Annotated in this window: 16 protein-coding genes; 3 read left to right on the top strand and 13 right to left on the bottom strand. The window is 47.3% G+C overall.

The window, feature by feature from the left end; genetic code table 11:
• Positions 1 to 14: 14 nt before the first annotated feature.
• From J2Z28_RS22775 to xylA, 6 genes are all read right to left on the bottom strand, one after another.
• On the bottom strand, positions 15 to 1,166 hold the full coding sequence (locus tag J2Z28_RS22775) for an MFS transporter (RefSeq protein WP_211084408.1): 1,152 nt from the start codon (positions 1,164 to 1,166) through the stop codon (positions 15 to 17).
• A 116-nt stretch (positions 1,167 to 1,282) separates the two neighbouring features.
• The gene (locus J2Z28_RS22780; RefSeq protein ID WP_036607093.1) at positions 1,283 to 1,681 is read right to left on the bottom strand and encodes an RrF2 family transcriptional regulator; all 399 of its coding nucleotides are present in this window, start codon (positions 1,679 to 1,681) and stop codon (positions 1,283 to 1,285) included.
• A 183-nt stretch (positions 1,682 to 1,864) separates the two neighbouring features.
• Complete coding sequence (locus J2Z28_RS31860) at positions 1,865 to 2,935, bottom strand: glycosyltransferase (protein ID WP_211084452.1); 1,071 nt, start codon at positions 2,933 to 2,935, stop codon at positions 1,865 to 1,867.
• Positions 2,936 to 4,017: 1,082 nt separating this feature from the next.
• Positions 4,018 to 4,734, bottom strand: coding sequence for a glycosyltransferase family 2 protein (locus J2Z28_RS22790; RefSeq protein WP_244988475.1), 717 nt, complete (start codon positions 4,732 to 4,734; stop codon positions 4,018 to 4,020).
• A gap of 221 nt (positions 4,735 to 4,955) precedes the next feature.
• A complete protein-coding gene (xylB, locus tag J2Z28_RS22795; RefSeq protein ID WP_211084409.1) occupies positions 4,956 to 6,449 on the bottom strand; it encodes a xylulokinase in 1,494 nt (497 codons plus the stop codon).
• Between the two features lie 666 nt (positions 6,450 to 7,115).
• Positions 7,116 to 8,432 (bottom strand): xylose isomerase, encoded by a 1,317-nt coding sequence (gene xylA, locus J2Z28_RS22800; RefSeq protein ID WP_211084410.1) that lies wholly within the window; start codon positions 8,430 to 8,432, stop codon positions 7,116 to 7,118.
• Positions 8,433 to 8,631: 199 nt separating this feature from the next.
• On the opposite strand from xylA, the gene J2Z28_RS22805 reads away from it, so the two are divergent.
• Positions 8,632 to 9,798 carry an ROK family transcriptional regulator gene (locus J2Z28_RS22805; RefSeq protein ID WP_211084411.1) on the top strand — a complete coding sequence of 389 codons (1,167 nt, stop codon included), beginning with the start codon at positions 8,632 to 8,634 and terminating at the stop codon, positions 9,796 to 9,798.
• A 147-nt stretch (positions 9,799 to 9,945) separates the two neighbouring features.
• On the top strand, positions 9,946 to 10,143 hold the full coding sequence (locus tag J2Z28_RS22810) for a hypothetical protein (protein WP_017692236.1): 198 nt from the start codon (positions 9,946 to 9,948) through the stop codon (positions 10,141 to 10,143).
• 139 nt (positions 10,144 to 10,282) lie between these two features.
• Here the strand turns inward: J2Z28_RS22810 and J2Z28_RS22815 are convergent, their stop codons facing one another.
• Together J2Z28_RS22815 and trxB are read right to left on the bottom strand one after the other, a co-directional pair.
• Positions 10,283 to 10,513, bottom strand: a complete 231-nt coding sequence (locus J2Z28_RS22815; RefSeq protein ID WP_036606936.1) for a glutaredoxin family protein — start codon at positions 10,511 to 10,513, stop codon at positions 10,283 to 10,285.
• A gap of 61 nt (positions 10,514 to 10,574) precedes the next feature.
• Positions 10,575 to 11,516, bottom strand: a complete 942-nt coding sequence (trxB, locus tag J2Z28_RS22820) for a thioredoxin-disulfide reductase (protein WP_036606934.1) — start codon at positions 11,514 to 11,516, stop codon at positions 10,575 to 10,577.
• 256 nt (positions 11,517 to 11,772) lie between these two features.
• Here trxB and J2Z28_RS22825 point away from each other — a divergent pair, with 256 nt between their 5' ends.
• On the top strand, positions 11,773 to 12,504 hold the full coding sequence (locus J2Z28_RS22825; protein ID WP_017692233.1) for a ZIP family metal transporter: 732 nt from the start codon (positions 11,773 to 11,775) through the stop codon (positions 12,502 to 12,504).
• Positions 12,505 to 12,626: 122 nt separating this feature from the next.
• On the opposite strand, the gene J2Z28_RS22830 is transcribed toward J2Z28_RS22825, so the two are convergent.
• The 5 genes from J2Z28_RS22830 to kduD form a co-directional block, all read right to left on the bottom strand.
• Entirely contained in the window at positions 12,627 to 13,436 is an 810-nt protein-coding gene (locus J2Z28_RS22830) for an alpha/beta fold hydrolase (protein ID WP_211084412.1), read from the bottom strand.
• Positions 13,437 to 13,568: 132 nt separating this feature from the next.
• Entirely contained in the window at positions 13,569 to 15,584 is a 2,016-nt protein-coding gene (locus J2Z28_RS22835; protein ID WP_211084413.1) for a heavy metal translocating P-type ATPase, read from the bottom strand.
• A 422-nt stretch (positions 15,585 to 16,006) separates the two neighbouring features.
• Positions 16,007 to 17,314 carry a homocysteine synthase gene (locus tag J2Z28_RS22840; protein ID WP_211084414.1) on the bottom strand — a complete coding sequence of 436 codons (1,308 nt, stop codon included), beginning with the start codon at positions 17,312 to 17,314 and terminating at the stop codon, positions 16,007 to 16,009.
• Between the two features lie 241 nt (positions 17,315 to 17,555).
• Positions 17,556 to 18,401 (bottom strand): sugar phosphate isomerase/epimerase family protein, encoded by an 846-nt coding sequence (locus tag J2Z28_RS22845; protein WP_211084415.1) that lies wholly within the window; start codon positions 18,399 to 18,401, stop codon positions 17,556 to 17,558.
• 37 nt (positions 18,402 to 18,438) lie between these two features.
• Positions 18,439 to 19,191, bottom strand: coding sequence for a 2-dehydro-3-deoxy-D-gluconate 5-dehydrogenase KduD (gene kduD, locus J2Z28_RS22850; protein ID WP_036606921.1), 753 nt, complete (start codon positions 19,189 to 19,191; stop codon positions 18,439 to 18,441).
• Positions 19,192 to 19,202: the final 11 nt, after the last annotated feature.

The following is a 19,202-nucleotide window of genomic DNA, read 5'->3' on the forward strand; positions in this document are numbered from 1 at the left end:
AAAAGACATTGAATTCAACTTGGCTTTGTAGTTAACCTGAAGGAAACAAGGGCAATCGCCAACGCCAACAGCAGGACCATACCACCAATCCACCCCAAATTTTGAACGGAATTGTATTTCACAACTACACCTCCCAATCCGGCACCGAAAGTCATACCTATGTTCATTACTGCCGTATTGTAACTCAGGACTGTTTCAGAAGACTGTGGTCTCAATGTTATCAAATAGAACTGATTCGCGGGCGTTGTTATCCAGGCAGCTGTGCCCCAAATCATGATGGTCAGAAGAATACCTATTGTGGAACCTGCTGTGATTGGCAAAATAAAGAGGGCACCAGCATGAATAATCAAACTGATTGGAATCGTGCGAACAGGTCCCCATCGATCTACCGCATAGCCACCAAGACGGGAACCTATGAATGCAAATACACCCAATACAAGTAACGCCGTACTAATCATTTCTATTGAAAAATCGGCTACTGAACTTAAAAGTGGAGCGATATAAGCAAATACCATGGTGTAGCCCAGAATCCAGAAAACAGTCGTTAATAATCCGGTGATAACCTTTTTATCTTTGATAATCAATAATTGTTGCTTCAGGGAGAGAGACGGGTTACCCTCCATTCGAGGAATAAATCTGTACAACAGCATGAAATTAATAAATGCGATAATTGCAATCATGATATAAACATAGTGCCAATCCATGTAGGCAGCAATGAAGGTACCAATCGGCACTCCTAATACCAATGAAACGGTGAATCCTGTGATGACAGTTGCAATGGCACTACCCTGTTTGCCAGAAGGAGCTAGTCTTGCAGCATAGTTCGTGGCTAGGACAAAATACAGACCACCACTCATGGCCAATACGATGCGTGAGAACATAAGCATGCCAAAGTTCAAACTGAAGAATGCAATGATATTTCCCAAGATAAAAATAAGCATGGAATACAGAAGTACTTTTTTACGTTGTAACTTGGAAGTCAGCATGACCAGACCCCAGGCTCCCAATGCATGAAATAGTGCATATACGGTGACCAATTGTCCCGCTAATGAGATCGAAACCTGTAAATCGCGGGCAATGATATCTAAAACACCAGATACGACAAATTCGGCTGTTCCCACAACAAAGGCTCCTAAAGCCAATAAATAGATAATAAATGAATTCATTTCAGTCTCCTTTATTCAAAAAAATAGTGTGTGAAATCTTCTGGATATATTCGTTTGTTGAAATTTATAATAGATATAAAAGACAAATTATATCTATTATAAACACAAAAAAATACTTAATGCATCATTGATATTTTACCGGCAATCGAAGATAATTTTCGATTTTTAAGCACTTCTTCCATCTGTCCTTCGGCAGTGATCATGGTTTCTTGAATTAAGCATCCCTGTTTATGATGACAACAATCAAACAGAGAGGTTGTACCCTCAATGGCCTGGATGATGTCCAAAAACGTAAGATCCTCCCACTTCTCCTGAAGTGTATACCCGCCATGGGCACCAGATGAAGAATGAATCATCCCCTCTTTTGTCAATTTGGTTAAAATCTTGGACAGATATGTGGGTGAAACATTCTGCCACTTTGAAAGTTGCTGCACACCCACAGGTTTATCTGAATTGGATGCTGCAAGAAAAAGCATCGTGTGCAGGGCGTAATTGGTAGCTTTGGAATACTTCATCATCTCATTCCTCCCTAATAAAAGACTTAATATATCTACAATAACTCCTTTGATACAATTACGTCAATAACCCCCTCTCATAAAAGCGGCACATTGCGTCCACTCTTTCATCAGAGGAGGCTCTTGTCACAAACAACTGTTCCAGCAATATCTATATCTACGGTTCCAATCTATATGCATGCTTTAGGCATTTTCCAATACGTTATCCTTCTCCAAATCTTTAAAGTATCGATCGTTATATAACATGCTTGGATGTGTTGGATGATAGGCGAGTGCAATATCATTATGTTCCCGGGCCTTGGCACGGTTACCCATCCGGTCATAACACACACATAGTTGCAGATGCGGCATCCAGGTCCAAGCTGCTTCATTCAGCACTACCATAGGGTCATCAGGACGTACAGCACGAGTCGCCTGTTCGTACCAGAACAGGGCCTTGCGATAATCTTCACGGTCGGCAAAATAACCACCCAATCGACAGCAAATCTCGGCTCTTGGCAAATCATAGGCAAATGATCGGAACAACGCCGTGACTTCCTGTTCCGAATGTTCAAGTGCAGCTTCACAATCCGCAATTTTCTGGCAAGCAGCGATCTGATCTTCCACCCAGCCCAATCCGGTATCCAGAAACTTCTCATAGTACTTCACCGCATCCTCATGCTGTCCATGGTCCTTCAGCTCATTACCGAAATAGTACAAGTCACGCGGCCCGAATTCCTCTCCGGCCTGTTCCCTTTTGCGATAGATCCGCAGATTCCGATCGGTATACTCCTTATCTTTCTTATGGGTAACCGCTATATCACTATGCAGCAGATTACCCGCTACAGCCAGATATTCATGCACCGCACCAATCCAGCGAAATTGCCGATCCCGACGCACCAGACGATTCCGGCGCAGGCTGTAGGCTACCTTGCCATCTGCTGTGAATGACAGATTGTAATCCATCGTGACACTATCAACATCCGGGTCCAGCGAACGTTTCAAGGCGATCAATTTCGCCCGATCTTCCGGTTCGAACACATCGTCGGCATCCAGCCACAGAATATATTCACTCTTCGCCTGATCGAAGGCATAGTTGCGTGCTGCTGCAAAGTCATCCACCCATTCAAAATCAACGATACGATCCGTATATCTGGAAGCGATCTGACGGGTACGATCCGTCGAACCGGTATCCACGATTACAATCTCATCGGCAATACCGTTGACCGAGTCCAGACATCTGACGAGGGAAGCTTCTTCATTTTTCACAATCATACACAGGGTAATACTGATCGTCTCATCCCCTCTTCTCGCCCTGCGATTAAAGGCGGAAACCCCCGGCAGTTCGGACAATCGATAGATGTGGTACGCCGGGAGATGAGTATCGACGAATAAACGAAAACCCAGTGCCTGAGCACGGATGCAAAAATGACGATCTTCGCCCCAGAAGGATACATTGGGAATCTGGTCATATGAGACTCCTGCTGCCAGAACATTTTTGCGAATAAGGGTACATGCCCCCAGCCCTCCAACTTCATAACAACCCGGGATCCGCAGTTGAGTTAGAAAAGCAGTCGTTTGCGTGCCCTCGTCCTCCGTCTCGGTTCCGTCTACTGTTTTGCCACCGCGGCGAAACAAAGCATACTCATCTTGCAGCCATACCTGCGGCATTTCCCTGGCATCCGGCTGCCAGCGGGTCCAAAAGATATTGGATACAATGTCTTTGCCACTCGATACAAGTTGCTCCAGCGTCCGCGGATGCAGCACCAAGTCAGAATCAATCAGGAAAACCGCATCATAGTGATTGTCGCGTGCATATTGCAATATGCGATTTTTCAAACCGGCTACACGCCAAATCTGATCATCCTGCCAATAGTGTCCTCCCTCATCCTTGCTGTACACCCCTTTGTTGTCAGGACTACCGCTACCATGTTCATCTGCTTGAATAACCGTCCCCTCATGCTGAAGCACAAATTCACGTAATATATTCGATGCGGCTTCTTCCACGTTATCGTCAACAAACAGATAGTCCGTCTTCACTGTTGTTCGTTCCAGTGCATGCAGAGAATCCAGAAATTCACGGAGCACTGGAGTTGTCTGGCGAACCGGGCTGGCGATCAGTATTCTTTCCTGGCCAAGCTCTTCAAGCTTTTCCGATTGGCGGGTTTCTTGCGATGTAGCAGAACCTCCGGACGGTGGATGATTACTCTGGCTCTCTTTCTGATTCTCATTTGCGCTCTCATGTTGCTTCTCATTCTGATTTTCTTTCTCATGTGAATTCAGCTCTATTTGAGGTTGGGATTCTTCTTGCGATTTGCGTAACGGGTCTTTCTTCAATGTGCTCACTCCCCCTCTCCTTATTCGAACCATGCCAACAGTCGTGGCTCTTGATCCAATATCGATTCGTACTGTTCCTTCCAACCGTATCTTGCTTCAGGGTCCAGTGCTTGATAGCGTTCATATTTACGGATACGGTCTTCTTCCCGCGCCCAACCATAGTGCTTCACCCGGGGAGCATGACATCCATAGGACCAATGCTGGATCGTTAACGGAAAACGACCACAATGCTGGGGTGTCTCCTTCCATTCATAGCTCATCCCCGGGTGATAACGAATCAGAAATGGCCGATAATACGCATGCGCCTGCCAGAACTCATCTTCTCGGTAATGCGTCTCACTCCACATATCAAACAATCTGAAATAGATCGCATCTTCATTGCCACTGAGCAGCAGATCCCGTACCACCCCAAAGTCACTGGTTAGAATCTCATCCGCATCCAGATTCAAAATCCACTCCGGATTGGTCGCCACCGTCTCTTCCCATTGTTGTTTTCTCAGGCTTACCTCGTCTGCAAAACGTGAAGCAGCGTTCTCCACTAATACGAGTGGAATACCGTCCAGAAGTTCCCTGCACAGCGCAACCGTTCCATCTGTACTTCCGTCATCAATGATTACTGCGCGATCAATCCAGGGACGATGTCTCTCCAGTGCCTGCCTGAGATAACGATTCTCTTCATTACGAACGATCATCGACAAGGTAATCTGTGGTCTTCCATGTTCCTCATGTCCATCCAAAGCTTCACCCCCACGCTCAAGCTTCTACCTATTAAAATGTCGGACACACGATGCCTGGACGAATCACAATCCTCTATTTCCAATCTATGCAGAGCCGGAATGCGGATATGCAGGCCAAAGAAACCTTTCATGGGGTTAATCTTGATGAACGACAAAAAAGCACCCGCCTTCGCGGATGCTTTTAAATGTAATCATAAGATTAATGTAGTGAAATAAATGAATTAACGGTATTCAGCCAAACGATCATTGAGACTACGAGTCTGTCCATAAACTTCCTGGTACAGTGCGAACAGTCCATCATAGACGGCAACCGTTTCCGGGTTCGGCTCATAGGACTTCGCTGGACGAATAAACACTGTTGCACATTCTTGCAAAGACGGGAACCAGCCACAGCCATAGGCAGCCAGCATCGCTGCACCCATCGCAGGACCCTGTTCGCTCTCCAGCTTCACAATCGTGGCGTTAAAGACATCAGCCTGCATTTGCAACCAAGCTTCGTTCTTGGCACCGCCACCAATGGAGATAACTTCATTGACTGTTTTGCCTGCACCACGCAGAATATCAATGGACTCGCGCAGCGAGAAGGTAATGCCCTCCATCACCGCACGTCCAAAGTGCTCCAGCTTGTGTCCTGCATCCATACCGATGAAGCTGCCACGGATATTCGCATCGGGATGAGGGGTACGCTCCCCAACGATATATGGTGTGAACAACAATCCGTTGCTGCCCGCCGGAATCTGATCGATGCCCTGCAAGAGCACATCAAATGATTTATCCGCTGCAAACGTATCCTTGAACCAAGACAGGCTATATCCTGCGGCAAGCGTTACACCCATAATATAGAAGGCATCCTTCTCTCCATGGTTAAAAAAGTGTACTTTCCCTTCGAAGTCGAGATCTTTACGCTCTTCGTAGGAAAGCACAACCCCGGACGTTCCGATGCTGCACATCGTCTGTCCTTCACTCAGAATGCCTGCGCCAATGGCACCACACGCATTATCCGCACCACCTGCGTATACTTTCGTCGCAGCCGCCAGCCCCGTTTGATCCGCAATCTCAGGCAGCAATGTGCCCACTTCCTCAAACGATTCCACAAGACGTGGACAAAGGGAGATCGGCAGCTCAAATGCTTCTGCAATCTCGTTGCTCCACTGCTTGCCTGCAACGTCCAGCAGCAAAGTTCCCGCTGCATCGGAATAATCCATAGCGTAATCCCCGGTCAGGCGATAACGAACATAGTCTTTTGGCAACAGGAACAAGGATGCTTGCTGTAACAATTCAGGCTCGTTCTCCTGAACCCACAGAATTTTCGGCAAGGTAAAGCCTTCCAGTGCACGGTTCCGGGCAATGTTTAACAGCTTGCCATCCAGCACTTTTTCGATCCGGCGGCACTGAGCCGTTGTGCGTGTATCGTTCCACAGGATTGCGTTACGCAGCGGTTTGCCTTCAGCATCTACCAAGACCAGTCCGTGCATCTGACCGGAGAAGCTCAATCCCTCAATTTCCGAAGGCTGCACGCCAGACACTTCCAGCAATTTACGCAAGGAAACAATGGCTTGCTCTACCCAATCTTCGGGATTTTGTTCGCTGTATCCAGCCTTGGGCTGGTACAGCGGGTATGCCTCGGATGCTTCAAATGCCACTTTTCCTTCACGATTGACCAACACGGTTTTGACCGCGCTGGTTCCCAGATCGACACCAATTACGTAGCTCATAAGTTAACTCCTCTCGTTTATCACAGGTTATATCCACGAAAGATCCAAGTACGCATGAAAGTCACTCCGTGATCAGAAAACCCTTGGATCGCCGTTACCCCCGGATTTCCTTTAATCCCTTTGAAAAGGGAGAAATCCGGGGATAAATGCGCACGCTCCGCTTCCTCGGGTCCTTTCTGCTCACTCCGTTTTACATGCATGATACTGGACATACACATGGATATGAAACGAGTAAAACGTACTCGTTCTTATAACAGAAAGATTGTTCCAATGACCTTGATTCGTCATTGGTTATAAATGAAATCCTTGATGCTCATGTGGTCACTTCGTGAGCAGAAAACCCTCTGATCGCCGTTACCCCCAAATTTCTTTTATACCCTTTGACAAGGGAGAAATCCGGGAATAAATGCGACCGCTTTGCTTCCTCGGGTTCTTTCTGCTCACTTCGTTCAGCATGCACCATCTTAGACAAACATTTATATCAAAAATTTAAAAACCGCCCCCGTCTTCCCAAGGGAAAGTCGGGGACGGTCCGAATGTCATGCTTGTTCAGGCGTTCCATCGTACAAGCTAATCTTGCTCATAGGCTAGTTTGGATACTGATGTCCAACCCACATATGAGTAACCATCGGTGGTCGACGTGCACCAACCCTGCCTAATCCGCTATTAGTCAGCCAAGATGTACTGGTTGAGTTGTGCTCTCAGCAATTCCTGACGTCCGGATTGGTTCTTGCGTGGGCTTTCGTTGTTCAGTGCATACTCAGCAAGGGAAGACAGTGTTGCTTTACCTGCAACCACATCTGCGCCGATACCTTCGCTGAAGCTGCTGTAACGTTTTTCGATGAAGTCATCGAATACGCGATCTTCGATCAGTTTTGCTGCTACTTTCAGACCTTTTGCATACGTGTCCATACCTGCGATGTGTGCCAGGAACAGATCGTCAGCTTCGAAGGAACCACGACGTACTTTCGCGTCAAAGTTCACACCACCACGGCCGATACCGCCGTTTTTCAATACTTCATACATTGTCAATGTAGCATCGTACATATCAACCGGGAACTCATCCGTATCCCAACCGATCAACATATCGCCTTGGTTTGCATCGAGGGAACCGAGCATGCCGTTTGTACGAGCGACACGGATTTCGTGATCGAATGTATGACCAGCCAGTGTAGCGTGGTTCGCTTCCAGGTTAAGTTTGAAGTGTTTGTCCAAACCGTATTTTTGCAAGAAAGCAATGGAAGTTGCTGCATCATAATCATATTGGTGTTTCGTTGGCTCTTTTGGTTTAGGCTCGATCAGGAATTGTGCGTCAAAGCCAATTTCCTTCGCGTAGTCTACAGCCATGTGGAACATGCGAGCAATGTTGTCTTGCTCCAGTTGCATGTCTGTGTTCAGCAATGTGTCGTAACCTTCACGACCGCCCCAGAATACATAGTTTTCAGCGCCCAGACGTTTACCCACTTCCAGACCTTTTTTAATCTGTGCTGCAGCGTGTGCATACACGTCTGCGTTGCATGTGGATGCTGCACCAAACATGAAGCGTGGGTTCGAGAACATGTTCGCCGTGTTCCAGAGCAGTTTTTTGCCGCTGGATTTCATATGATCTTCAATCAGATCAACAATGGTATCGATATTGCTGTAGAACTCACGCAGGTTGTTGCCTTCTGGTGCGATATCCACATCGTGGAAACAGAAGAACGGGAGATTCATTTTTTCCAAAAATTCAAATGCCGCTTCCACGCGTACTTTCGCGAGGTCCAGACCCGAGTATTTATCCCACGAACGAACAGCTGTCTCCGCACCGAACGGGTCACTGCCGCCCGCAGTTAATGTATGCCAGTAAGCCATGCCAAAACGGAAATGTTCTTCCATCGATTTGCCGGCTACCACTTCTTCCGGATTATAATGTTTAAAAGCAAAAGGATTCTTGGAATCTTTACCTTCGAATGCAATTTTATTAACGGATTCAAAATAGGCCATGTGTAAAATGCCTCCTCAATAGTTTTAAGAAATCGTTTACACCGTTATCCTATCACATCGATTTTACTTTGTCTATTGGTTAAACAAAGTAAAAATAAAAATGTTTTTTACACGGTTGTTTACGCTATAATAGTCGAATAACTTGTTTCGGATGTGGGTCAGAACCCTTTTATCAGAAGAATAGGAGTGCCTTAACCATATGAAAATTACCGGAGACCAGATGCTGGTCAAAAAAATAAACAAGTCGATCGTTCTGGATATGATCCGGCGCCATGCCCCTCTTTCTCGCGCACGAGTGTCCGAGGTTACGGGGCTGAACAAAGCAACGGTATCCAACCTGGTTGCTGATCTGATCAGTGATGACCTGGTACAGGAGATTGGCCCTGGGGAATCCAGCGGCGGTCGTAAACCACTCATGCTGCTGTTTCGAGGGACATCAGGCTATGCAGTCGGTCTGGAACTCAGTGTGACCCATTTGAAAGGCGTGCTTACAGATCTCGAAGGACACATCATTACAGAGTACGCAGTGACCTTGGAACATCATGACGTGTCCTCTGTACTGGAGCAATTGAAATTGGCAGCAAAACAACTCATTGAAGCAGCCCCTGCTTCCCCTCACGGTGTCATTGGCATCGGTATCGGCGTGCCCGGCATGGTGGATGAGGCAGGAACGGTCCTGTTTGCACCCAACTTGGGGTGGGAGAAGGTAGCTCTGCGCTCCATACTTGAAGAAGAATTTGAACTGCCTGTAACGATCGATAATGAAGCCAATGCTGGTGCTCATGGAGAGCTGAATTTTGGGGCAGGTATCGGTGTCCGTCACATGATCTACATCAGTGCAGGGATGGGGATTGGTTCAGGCATCATGGTAGATGGTGAATTATACAAAGGCGCATGGGGCTACGCAGGGGAAACAGGCCATATGTCCATTGAAGCGGAAGGTCTGCCCTGCTCCTGTGGTAATCGTGGTTGCTGGGAGTTATACGCATCGGAAAAAGCCTACGAGCACCCGGATCATCAGCTAAAATTACCTGCTCATACCACACGAGAGCTTATTCATTATGCGGAGCAAGGCCACGAGGCTGTTCAGGAATTATACAACACAATTGGACGCAAACTGGGGATTGGCATTACCAATATCGTTAACAGTTTCAACCCGGAACGTATTATCATTGGTGGCCCACTTTCTGAAGCAGGTCCCTGGATTGAAACGGCTCTAAAACAAGTTGTCGAGGAACGTACATTACCTTATCACCGCCGCAGTTTGCAGATTGAATGGGCAGCTCTGGGCAGCCGTTCCACCCGCGTTGGTGCCGCTTACTCTGCAATATCCCAGTTTTTAGGAAAAATAAGAGTGTCTGTCTAATAACAGATGAAAATTGACATCATTTCGCCCCATTTCCTCCCTTTTTGTTAAAGAAATCCAGATGTATAATGGGGTTATGTGATTTTTGTCATGGCTGTGTGAATATAGCTGTGTTAATTCCGATAATGAAACGGAGTGAAAAAAAGCGTGACCTACGTGGATACTTCAGATATCTCGGCGCAAATGTTTGTCACCGTCCTCCTGTTCCTGATTGTGCTTGCGCCCCTGTTCAGCCTTGGCATACTCCGATTGTTTCAGAGCAAAAAGAAGGCTGGTTTCATGTACATGCTGTCAGGATTGCTGGTGTATGTTGTATTTCAGACTTTCATGAGTATTTTTTTCTAGATCATATTCTGCGTTTGCACAAAAAACCGTACCCTTCCGGGTACGGTTCTTTCTATATCCTAACGGCTCGCGAAAACCGGAATTGCATATGAATCGAAAATTTCTTTCAACACATGATGATCCAGATAATCAGCCAGATTTAAGCGTCCAATGCTTTGGCAAATTGGGTTTTATTCATACCCAGAATGCGATGTTCACCAATTACAGTCAATGGCACAGCACGTACGCCCATGTCCCATACTTGTTGCGCAAATTCATCGCTAGTTTCGATGTTGCGCTCTTCATAAGAGATACCTTTGTCAGCCAGGAACGTTTTTACGGATTTGCAGTTCGGGCAGTTGGTAGATGTATATAAAATTACATTTTCCATGTTTAATTCACCTCATATGTTTTTTATTAATCTATCGTTTGGTTGGAATCAGCTCATTCTATTACAGAACAACTGCGCTGTGCTCCAAGCTCTCAATGTATTTCTCTGTGTCCATGGCAGCCATACATCCGCTACCTGCAGCTGTAATCGCTTGTTTGTAACGTGTATCCTGAACGTCACCACATGCGAATACGCCTGGGATGTTTGTCTCGGATGTACCTGGTGTAGTCAGGATATATCCATGTTCGTCCGTAGTGATCTGTCCGCCAAGGAAACCAGTGTTTGGAGTGTGACCAATAGCTACGAATACGCCGCTTGCCGGAATCACTTCTTCTTCACCTGTTTCGTTGTTCAACACTTTCAATCCGGTTACGCCGTTGTCGCCAGCAAGTACTTCGAGTGGTGTACGGTTCAAAGCCATTTCTACTTTTTCGTTGCTGCGTGCACGATCCTGCATGATTTTGGAGCCACGCAGTTCTTCACGACGGTGTACCAGCGTTACTTTGGAACCGAAACGGGACAGGAAGCTTGCTTCCTCAAGAGCAGAGTCACCACCGCCGATGACGATGATTTCTTTGTTACGGAAGAAGAATCCATCACATGTTGCACATGTGCTGACACCGCGGCCTATATTCGTTTCTTCGCCAGGGATACCCAGGTATTTAGCAGTTGCGCCTGTGGACAGGATCAATGTTTCCGATACGAGTTCACCCATACCTTCAACTTGAATCTTGAATGGACGCTCGCTCATGTCGATGTTGTTCACCCAGCCTGTGCGGAATTCAGCACCGAAGCGCTCAGCTTGTTTACGCATGTTGTCCATCAGTTCAGGACCCATAATACCATCAGGGAAACCTGGGAAGTTCTCCACTTCAGTCGTTGTTGTCAGTTGGCCACCAGGTTGTGGTCCTTCAATAACGAGTGGGTTCATGTTGGCACGTGCCAGATAGATTGCTGCTGTCAGCCCTGCAGGGCCTGTTCCGATAATGATTGATTTATACATGTATAGTTCCTCCCCCGGGTTCTGCAAAAAGGTCGGGCCCTCCGGCATCAAAAGCTTAGGCTTTTGCATACACTAGAACGAAAAGCCTACATCATGTCCACAAGACCTGCCCGTGTAATGACAATTGCCCTATTCAGAAACGGAATTCTAATTTATAATCATTCTAATCTGTTGTTCATTATGATCTCTTTTATGTACGGTGTCAATGCTCGGCAGCGATTATGAAGAAGTCTTCATCAGGAGGGAAAATGGAAGCATGAACGATGCACTCATTGGCAGTTTTATATCAGCCATGTCTACCGGCCTAGGGGCCGTACCGATTCTATTTATGCGCAAAATATCGCACCGTCTGCGTGATATCTTGCTGGCATACGCCGCAGGTATTATGACCTCGGCCTCGGTGTATAATCTCATTCCGGAAGCGCTTGGCCAATCAAATCTCTTTGTACTCGCATTTGGTATTATGCTTGGTAGCCTGGTGCTACTGGTGCTGGAGATGAAGATTCCACACGTCGATCTGGAGAATCCCGAGAAAATGCCCTTTAAAATTGAAGCCAAAGCCTTCATGATTATTGCAGCCATCACCATGCATAACCTGCCGGAAGGGTTATCCGTTGGAGTCAGCTATGCAAGCTCGGATGAGAACCTGGGCAACCTCATTGCCTTTTCCATTGGATTGCAGAATGCGCCGGAAGGATTCCTGGTGGCCCTTTTCCTAGTAAATCAGAACATTGGCCGCTTCAAAGCGCTGGGTATTGCCACCCTGACCGGAGCGGTAGAGATTATTACAGCTATGATTGGTTACACATTAAGCAGTCTCGTAGCTGGTCTTGTGCCTTATGGTCTGGCCTTTGCAGCGGGTGCAATGATGTTCATTGTCTATAAGGAACTCATTCCTGAGAGTCACGGTGATGGCAATGCACGTGTAGCGACTATCTCGTTTTTGCTCGGGCTCATCACAATGATCGGTCTGACGGAACTGTTTTAATTGAAGACTAAAGAACCCGGCGAACAGTCCAAGACTGTCGACCGGGTTCTTTGTTTAGCCACAAATGAAGATTCCATGAAATTACTGGGACCGTCTGTCAGAGGTATTGCGCCCTCTCCTGATCAGGATTGGATGAAACGAATCAGTTCCGAATTGAATTTTTCCAATTCATCATAGAATGCACCATGACCACTCTCTTCAAAAGCAATCAGTTGAGACGAAGCGATGCCTTGGTGCATCTGCTCGGCGAACTCAAACGGACAGATCTCATCTTTTTTCCCGTGCAAAATGGCTGTTGGCACCTGAATGGAACTCAGGTCACCTCGCAAGTCCTCATCCCGCAACGCAATTGCACTGCGAATAGTACCATAAGATGAAGCCTCCATGCCGATGGCGTGGAACCAATCCATGAATGGCTGGCTGTGTTTCTTCGCGAAGAACATGCCGCCAAACGTCTCCAGTAACTTCGGACGATCTGCGAAGATCGGCTCAATGATCTGCTCGTTCAACTGCTCTGGAGTCAATCCATACGGATATCCTTCACGCTGTGTGAACACAGGTGCTGCCGCAGATAACAAGGCCAGCTTGGAGACGCCATGTCCCTTATGGCGAGCCATGTAATGTACTGCGATCGCTCCACCCATAGAGAATCCTGCGAGTACCGCGTCTTTCAGCTCCAGATCATCAATAACGGCACGAACATCGTCTGCCATGCGATCATAATCATATCCTGTGGATGGCTTATCCGATAAGCCATATCCTCTAAAATCTATCGCAATGGCACGAATGCCATGGTTCGGTAATACGTTCAATTGATATTCAAACATTTTATAATTAACAGGCCAGCCGTGCAAAAAGACAACCGGGGTTCCTTCGCCTATATCTTCAACATATACTTTTACATTTGGTTCCACTTGTACATAACGTCCCATATTTCACAGCTCCCTTAGTATCGAATCGTCTCTTCGAATCATTACCCGTTGACCCAAGGTTCAAACGTAAGCTGTTCCACCAGCCGCATACTACTAGCGAAACCAATTACTCATTTTCCTCTTCAAATCTGATTACCGTAGCAGTCTAAGCCCATTTAGAATAACCAGAATTGTACTTCCTTCATGACCTACCACACCCAAAGGCAATGCGACATCTTGGAGGAAGTTACCAGCAATTAAAGCCAGAATAACGGTGATGGCAAAAAACATATTTTGCTTCACTGTACGCTGTGCTCGACGAGCCTGCCCAATCACCCAAGCGATCTCTTCAATGTTATCGTTCATCAGTACCGCATCAGCGACCTCCAGTGCAGTCCCGCTGCCGGACAATCCCATCCCCATACCCACAGTAGCTGCTGCAAGTGCCGGTGCATCATTGACACCATCTCCTACCATCAGCACAGGACCATACTGTTTGCAGAGTGCTTGGACCTGCTTCACTTTATCCCCAGGCAGCAAGTCTGCATAGACCATGCTTACTCCTGTTTCACGGGCAATAACAGAAGCTGATCTGGCTCGGTCTCCTGTTAACATGGCAACTTTTACACCCATCGCTTCAAGCTTTTTCACTGCAGCTGCTGCCTGTGGCCGTACCGTGTCCCGCATCGCGATCAGCCCGACTAATTCACCATCAGCCATAACAGCGGATACGGTTTTCCCCTCCCCCTCAAGACGGGAGCATACATCGCCCCACTCAGAAGAACCCTTCACATGGTTAGCACCATGTTCATCTGGATCATCAACGTAGCTATCTTTCATCTCCTCTGACTGCATTGATCCCAATACATCTGTTTTGCCAATGCTCCAGACCACACCGTTTACCGTTCCTTCGATACCCCAGCCTGTTAGAGCCTGTACGTGCTCCGCATCCTGAATTGTAATGTTCTCCTTGCTCGCCTGATCTACGATGGCACGAGCCAAGGGATGCATGGACAGGTTCTCAATCGCCGCTACCGCAGCTAAGAGCTGGGCGCGATCTACATTTTCAGCCGTAATGATATCGGTGACTTGCGGGGTACCCATGGTCAATGTACCTGTCTTGTCAAAAGCCACGACCTGCGTCCGAGCCATATTCTCCATATGGGCACCTCCCTTGAAGAGAATGCCACGGCGGGCGCTGCTGGACATCGCGGACAGCATAACAGGCATGATGGAAGACACCAATGCACAAGGCGAAGCAACCACCAGAAATACCATCGCTTTGTAAAATGCCTCATTCCATGTCCAGCCAAGCAGCAGCGGAGTTCCTGCAATGACAAGTAAGGTCACCCCTACAACAATACGTGCGTAAATTCCTTCAAACCGCTCCATGAAACGCTGAGAATCCGGCACTTCCGCCTGCGCTTCTTCCACCATTTTAATGATCTTGCCGAACAGTGACCCTTCAGCCGATTTTGTGACCTCTACGTATAATGCGCCCTCCCCGTTTACCGTACCTGCATAGACTTCATCCCCTGCAACTTTGTCCACAGGCAGAGATTCTCCAGTGATGGACGACTGATTGATAAAAGAACTCCCCCGGTACACCACGCCATCCGCAGGAATCAGTTCTCCCGGTTTGACCAACAGCAGATCACCAGGTTCCAGATCATCAATAGCCACGAGGTTCATCTGTCCGTCCTCAATACGCAGTGCAGTCTCCGGCTTCAGCGCGAGTAACGATGAGATATCCTTATGGCTGCGCTCTGTCGCATAACTTTCCAACGCACCACTGAGTGCAAAAATAAAGATTAGCATCGCGCCTTCATTCCAGTAACCAATGGCTGCTGCCCCGAGGGATGCGGCAATCATCAGCAGGTTTACATCCAGATCACGTTCCTTGACCAGTGTCTCGATACCTTCCTTCGCTTTGGTCCAACCGCCAACGGCATAGGCCACAATGTAGAGCATGATGGATAAGGTACCAAAATACGGTGCAGTTCCCCAGGCAATCACCATCAACAGCCCGCTGCCCAATGCAGATTGCATCTCTTTATTCTGCAACATGGCTCGAAAATCAGGCTTACGTCCCCGGTTTGGGCCTGGTGTTTGGGATAAGCGCTGTTCCGCTTGTTTCTGTCTGTGTAGTGGTTGATGTATCGCTTGCATATGAATCACGTTCCTTTCGAATGGTAGGTTTGCGGATGACGAGTCTGCTAAATTCCGCTCCCAAAAATGAAGTTGTATTGAGAATGAGAGCCATTGTTAATGCCCTAAAAATGACACATGCTGCTGCGGGAATCCCGCAGCAGCATGGTTTTGTGAATGATTTTGAGATAATCTCGAATGAGAATGATAATCATTTTTGCACTTATGCAATTGTGTTTACTCAATACAACTTTTAATCAGTATATGCCCGCGGTCCTCATTTGTAAATGGCCTTTTTTTCGATGCTTACTCATAAATGTGTGTTCAAAAAGACAAAAAGCCGCTGTCACGGAGGACAACGGCTTTAACCATCTATTGATATTCGTGAGACCTGTTTATGGCCTATCGCTTAAGTGATTGTTCGCACATTCACCCCATGCCATTTACGCGCCTACACTTGCTCCCTGACTTGCTTTGATGGCTTGCTCCAGATCATAGATAATGTCTTGAATGTTCTCCGTACCCACAGACAGACGAATCAACTCCGGATTAACCCCTGCTGCAGTTTGTTCATCTTCGGTCAACTGCGCGTGAGTTGTACTTGCCGGGTGAATAATCAGTGACTTGGAATCGCCCACGTTTGCAAGGTGAGAGAACAGTTTAACACTTTCAATCAATTTGCGACCTGCGTCCGCACCACCTTTGATTCCAAAGGTCAGAATCGCACCCTGCCCTCTTGGCAGATATTTCTGTGCAAGCTCATAAGAAGCATGGCTCGGCAGACCTGCATAACTTACCCAAGACACATCCTCATGTTTCTCAAGGAATTCCGCAACCGCAAGGGCATTGCTACTATGACGCTCTACGCGCAGATGTAATGTCTCCAGTCCTTGCAGCAACAACCATGAGTTGAATGGAGAGATCGTTGCACCCAAGTCACGCAGAAGTTGTACACGAGCTTTGATAATATAAGCAATCGGTCCAACCGCTTCCGTATATACAACACCGTTATAACTGGAGTCCGGCTCCGTCAATCCAGGGAACTTGCCACTTGCTTTCCAGTCAAATTTTCCGCTATCCACGATAACGCCACCAATAGATGTACCATGACCCCCAATAAATTTCGTTGCAGAGTGCACGACAATATCTGCGCCATGTTCGATGGGACGAAGCAGGTATGGACTTGGGAATGTATTATCCACGATCAAAGGAATTCCATGTTCATGAGCGATGGCTGCCACCGCTTCAATATCCAGTACATTCCCCTTCGGATTACCAATCGTTTCGGCATACAATGCTTTCGTTTTCTCTGTAATCGCTGCCCGGAAATTCTCAGGATCACTGGAATCCACAAATTTCACGTCTATACCCAATTTGGGCAAAGTCGTCGAGAACAGATTGTATGTACCTCCATACAAACTCGCCGAAGACACGATCTCATCGCCTGCACCAGCAATATTCAGAAGTGAAAACGTAATGGCTGCCTGACCAGAAGCTGTAGCCAGCGCCCCGGCTCCGCCTTCCAACGCCGCAATCCGTTGCTCAAACACGTCGGTTGTTGGATTCATCAGACGGGTATAGATGTTGCCAAACTCTTTCAAACCAAACAGGTTAGCTGCATGCTCGGTATCCTTGAATCCATAGGATGTTGTCTGATACAAGGGTACAGCTCGTGCGTTGGTGGTTGGATCAATCTCCTGGCCTGCATGAATTGCCAATGTTTCAAATGAAAGCTCACGTTCGTTTGACATAAATCTGAATCCTCCCTTGATATATACGTTCTTGAAGTTCTTGATGTCTTCGCATGGTGCGTATGTTTTCCATATTCTCTCACAAGATGTCGCATTTGAAAAGACTTATTTCCGATTGTTCCGATAAGAAAAATTAAATATGTACATTATCGATTTCTGTACCAAAAAAACCTTTGCACTCGCAAAGGTTTTTCAGCTAGCTACTTTGGCTTCGGTATGCAATACCTCATCCTGGGTTTGGTTAGACCCGAACTGCACTCCATACTTCACGCAAATGTTTGGCCGCAGGTACGGCTTCCTCCGCAGTTACGCCTTCAAGTGAAATATCGATATGTGGCTTATACGTTTTTAGCAATTCAAAAAATAACGGGTAATCCAGTATACCTGTCCCAGGTACCGGATTGAATTTCTCTCCCTGTGCATCGAAGGCTACGTCCTTGGCATGGATCACAATCATGCGCTGATACAGCGATTCCATCACCTCGCGCAAGAAAGCCCCTTGATCTGCAGTATGTGGTTGCTTGATCAGATTACACGGATCGAACAGCATCCCCAGATTCGATGAAGGAATCTCTTCAAACAAACGTGTCATATGTTCATGGGTATGAAGAGTATGTGTGGACACAGGCTCAATCGCCGCATGCACGCCCCATTTCTCCGCTTCCTCAGCCAACTCCTCAACCGTTTCTTTCAGCACACTCCACGCCTTCTCTTCATATCCATCCGGGTGCGTACCCTGATAGGTGGTCCGTTCTCCGGTTTCCGTTGCAACCATACTGCAGCCAAAATCCCGGGCATAACGCAGATGCTCCTTGAATCGATTAATGTCCGCACGTCTTGTTACCGGATCAGGGTCAATCGGATTAATATAACAGCCCAGTACCGCAATCTTCACCCCGCGCTGTGCAAATTGATCTCCAATCTCATTAGCTAGCCCTGGGCTCAGCTTGCCATTCGATGAGTCCACATCTGATAATGCTTTGGCCAGGGCCAGCTGTACGGAATTAAATCCGTTATCCGCAATCGTCTGCGCAAGCTGTGCTGTAGGCTGTTTGCCAAATGTATGTGCCAGAATACCAAGTTTCATCTCACTGCCTCCTTATGCTAATCCGATGATCAAGTGATTAACGTGCCATCCAGCCGCCATCGACATTCAGCACATGACCATTCAGATAATCCGAAGCGGCAGATGCCAGAAAGACAACCGGGCCTTTCAGATCTTCAGGTGTTCCCCAACGCCCCGCAGGAATACGGGCTGTAATATCCCGGTAACGATTCTCGTCCGCACGGATCTGGGTAGTATTATCGGTTTCCATATAACCAGGTGCGATACCATTAATCTGGATTCCTTTACCTGCCCATTCATTGGCGAGTGCTTTGGTTAAACCGGCAACGCCATGTTTACTGGCTGTATACCCTGGCACATTGATCCCACCTTGATAGGACAACATGGATGCAATATTAATGATTTTGCCACTTCCGCGTTCAATCATATGTCTGCCTGCCAATTGGCTTAGGAAAAATACAGTGTTCAGGTTCAGACCAATTACATCATGCCAGTCCTGCACTGCATGATCAGCCGCAGGTGTGCGACGAATGATTCCGGCATTGTTGACGAGAATGTCAATTCTGCCCTGGAACGCAAGCGCCTGTTCGAACACAGCCGACAACTCATCTTCACGACTTAAATCCGCTTCAATCACATAAGCTTTGCGTCCGAGTGCTTCAATGGCACTTGCCGTTGCCGCAGGCTTGGAATAAGAGACTAGCACCACATCAGCACCTGCTTCTGCCAAACCAATGGCCATCCCTTGTCCAAGTCCTCCCGAGGTACCTGTCACCAATGCAACTTGTCCGCTTAAATCAAATGGGTTCATGAATGATTCCT

It is taken from the genome of Paenibacillus xylanexedens (assembly GCF_017874615.1).
In the GTDB taxonomy this organism is placed as follows: Bacteria; Bacillota; Bacilli; order Paenibacillales; family Paenibacillaceae; genus Paenibacillus; species Paenibacillus xylanexedens.